Raw genomic sequence first — 3561 nt, 5'->3', positions numbered from 1 at the left:
ACGTTCCTCAAAGAATTGTTAGATTAAAAGTAACAGACCGGATGAAGATACGTGCGACGGGGGCGAGGCGAATGGCTGAGCGGTATCGATATGCGGGTTCAACGGTATCACATTGGCCACATAGATTATTAACTTGCTTGACTTGTAAACCTAATCGTCCTGTCATCATATTCAACTTCGAAAAAAGGGGAATGAGGGCATCCCGATGCATCGAGTATTACTGGAACCCCGGCGATACGCTGAATGATTTGTGACGAATAGTCATGTCCATCAAGAAGGCTCGACGCTTCGGGCAGCTCGTCAATCGATATATCAATTCTTGGAGACATGTATTCCTACCATTTTTAAAGAAACAACGGCGGTAATTGCTATCGCGATTGCGCCAATAACACCGAGCGCTATCTGAATGGGATATAACCCCAACACATATCCAAATATGGAGAAAAACATTGCAGAAAAGAGAGCCCTTACCAGAGACGCGACGGAAAGGATCGTCGCGCGGAGATCGTCCGCTATCGCGTCTTGGATTAAGTTTTCCGAAGTGATGTACACCACTTCTGGGAGAAAGCAAAGCACCATGCTAAGGCCAAACAAGCACAGCGGATTTGAAGCGAACCACGGAAGAATCATGAAAAGGCCGGCCTCGATTAGCATCGAGCCGAGCATGGTGTTTCTTTTCCCGAAACGCGATGAGAAGAAATCTGCTGCAATGTAGGCCGTCGCATTTACTGCATAGGATGCACCGAAAAAGATTCCTATTATGGAGACGGGAGCATCAAATGCGTCGAATACCAACTGATTCAAGTTGTAATAACTCCCATAGAATCCATCGAGCATGCTCGTGCCGATTAGAAGAAGCAATACCGCAAAAGCGGATTCTCCAACACGCCAGGTTTCGCGTCTGAACATCTTGGCTGCGTCAAACCTTCCCTTTTCAGAGCTTTTAGAACGGGTCGCTTCCGTCCTCTCAATGGGATACAGAAGGAAAAGCTGCAGGAGATAGAAAATGGAGACACATACGTAGAGGGCGCTCCAAGATACTTGGGCAATGAATGATCCAAGTACGATTGCCACTCCCGTCGCGATTGATTGCGCGGCAAGCAGCCGAGCGTTGATGGTGAGGAAGCGCTCTCCTTGACCGGCATTTCGGGCAATTTCATATAAAAGCGCTTGTTCGGATCCCGATTGAAGGGAGTAGGCGAGTGCCTCAACAAGGGAAAGCGCGACGAGAAAGGGACCTGAGAGCAACAGCATGCCAGCCGTATGGAAGAAAAGCAGCAGAACGCCCACTTGAATCGAAAACTTCTTTCCAAAGAAATCGCCTATCAGCCCTGTTGGCAGCTCGAGGACGACCGTTGCGATGTTAAACAGGGCTTGATAAAGCGCGATTTCCGTGACAGACATCCCTTTATTCGCAAGGAAAAGTAGAAATACCCCCCGATTTAAAACAAATCCCGCGAGAACGAAAAAGGCGGAATAGACGTGCAGTTGCGCAGTGGCATTCTTATTCATTTGACACTTCCATCAACCAATTATGTCAGGCCACTCGCTACTGACTCGAAGCCTGAAATGTTCATAGTCTCAATGAAGAGCTGATAAAGCTTTTGAACAGGGTATCGATAGAATAGGACATCCTGCGCTCTTTCTTCTCGACGAACTATTGCCAGCCGGTCGATTTCGAAACAAGAAACCGCATAATACACCCCAGCTTGATCTAGAGTTGCCGTATAGCTTTCTGCAGCGGCAAATGCATCACGATCGCGATACATTTCAAAAATATCTTCAATGCTTCTACCATCTCGATGAATCATAAGGTAGGTTGCGAATTTAAAATGGTCTATCAAATCAAAATACGCATCAGCACGCGCGAGCACGTCAAGAATGCCGTCATTTTCATTCCTGACTGTGTATAGATGATTGAAATGAAGAGGGGATAGGCTGTTCGGGTCAATTCCGGTAGCAAGTAAATCTAAGTAATACTGAGATTCCCGCAGTACGGCGCGAGCCTGTCGTGGCTTGACTCGTGCATGTTTAATCTGTTTCGTTAACTGAAATGCGTAAATCTGGTTAATCAAAAAAGCAAAATCTGGTTAAATGAAAACGATAAATTTAGTTAAACGCGCTGGTAATCAATGGTGAAAAATATGCCAAAAAAGTACTACACTCGAATTATCGAAAATGAGCTCGACCAGATGCTAGGGATATTCGGTGCCGTTCTCATCGAAGGACCGAAATGGTGTGGAAAGACAACCACGGCCGGGACCCGTGCGGCGTCCAGGCTCCTGCTCATGGACCCGTCGCGCAACTTCGAGAATCGCTTGCGTGCCGAGACGGACCCGGCGCTTGCCGTTGCAGGCGAGGTGCCGCGGCTGATCGATGAATGGCAGGAGGTTCCGAAACTTTGGGACGCGGCGCGGTTTGAGTGCGACAACCGCGGCGGCGAGCCTGGCCAGTTCATATTTACGGGGTCGGCGACGCCGCGAGACAATGAACGGCCGATGCACAGTGGCGCTGGAAGGTTCGCTAAATTGCGCATGGATACCATGACGCTTTTCGAACTTGGGAAATCTAGCGGCGCGGTTAAGCTGTCGGGCATTATTTCTGGCGAAAAGTTCAATGGCGCTTTCGGATCGTTGGATTCTGCCTCGATTGCCGAGTGCGTTGTCCGTGGTGGATGGCCCGCGGCGGTCGGTCGCGATGCGCTGGCTGCGTCGGCGATGGCGAAACGTTACATCGGCATAGTCGCCGAAGAAGATTTGTCTCGTGTTGATGGCTCTCGACGCGATCCCGAAAAGGTCAAAGCTGTCATCGAATCGCTAGCGCGTAATGAATCCACTTTGGCGACACTCAAGACGCTCGTAGCTGATCTTGGTGGAGAAGTATCGAGACAAACGGCGGCATCGTATATATCTCTTCTCGCACGGGTTAGCTTCGTTCGCGATATTCCCGCGTGGAATCCAGCAATGAGATCTCCGGTGCACTTAAGAGAATCAAAGAAGCATCATCTTGCTGACCCGTCACTGGCGGCCGCTGCGCTCGGGGCGACTCCGGAGACTTTGCTGTTAGATTTCAAGACGCTTGGACTACTTTTTGAATCGCTGGCACTCCATGATTTGTGGGTCTATGCGCGAGCAAACGGAATGAGCCTCTACCACTATCACGATTCTCGCGATCTAGAGGTCGATGCAGTCATTGCGGCTCCTGGCGGGACCTGGATCCCGGTTGAAGTTAAGCTCAGCTCCGCTCAAATCGAAGAGGCATCTGACAATCTTGTTGCTGTCGAGGAACGTATGGTTGCCGCCGGAAACAACCCGCCGGTTTCGAAAGTTGCAATCATTGGATTTGGTTCACAAGCCTACGTTACCGACCGCGGCGTCCAAGTTGTTCCGTTGGATGTGCTCGCGCCGTAATGCTGTTGGCGGAGTGGAATGTGGGCGCGCAAGGAGATGCGGAATCGATGAGAGCCTCAAAAAAAATTACTGCAGTGTTATCATCTTTCATCCTCTCTATTCTTCCATTTCTGATTCTATGGGCGGCTTGGTCAGTCCTCCCTGATACAAT

3 protein-coding genes are annotated in these 3561 nt (G+C 49.7%); 1 reads left to right on the top strand and 2 read right to left on the bottom strand.

Features of this window, described 5'->3' with window-relative positions; genetic code table 11:
* Nucleotides 1-312: 312 nt before the first annotated feature.
* Both AAAX36_RS09335 and AAAX36_RS09330 read right to left on the bottom strand, forming a co-directional pair.
* A complete protein-coding gene (locus AAAX36_RS09335) occupies nucleotides 313-1512 on the bottom strand; it encodes an MFS transporter (RefSeq protein WP_349075264.1) in 1200 nt (399 codons plus the stop codon).
* 20 nt (nucleotides 1513-1532) lie between these two features.
* Nucleotides 1533-2075 carry a hypothetical protein gene (locus AAAX36_RS09330; RefSeq protein WP_349075262.1) on the bottom strand — a complete coding sequence of 181 codons (543 nt, stop codon included), beginning with the start codon at nucleotides 2073-2075 and terminating at the stop codon, nucleotides 1533-1535.
* A 69-nt stretch (nucleotides 2076-2144) separates the two neighbouring features.
* Here AAAX36_RS09330 and AAAX36_RS09325 point away from each other — a divergent pair, with 69 nt between their 5' ends.
* A complete protein-coding gene (locus AAAX36_RS09325; protein WP_175406095.1) occupies nucleotides 2145-3410 on the top strand; it encodes a DUF4143 domain-containing protein in 1266 nt (421 codons plus the stop codon).
* Nucleotides 3411-3561 lie beyond the last annotated feature (151 nt).

The organism is Collinsella sp. CLA-ER-H10 (assembly GCF_040092475.1).
Lineage (GTDB): Bacteria > Actinomycetota > Coriobacteriia > Coriobacteriales > Coriobacteriaceae > Collinsella.
Note: the sequence above shows the minus strand (reverse complement) of the source record. Positions and strands in the feature narration are given on the sequence as shown.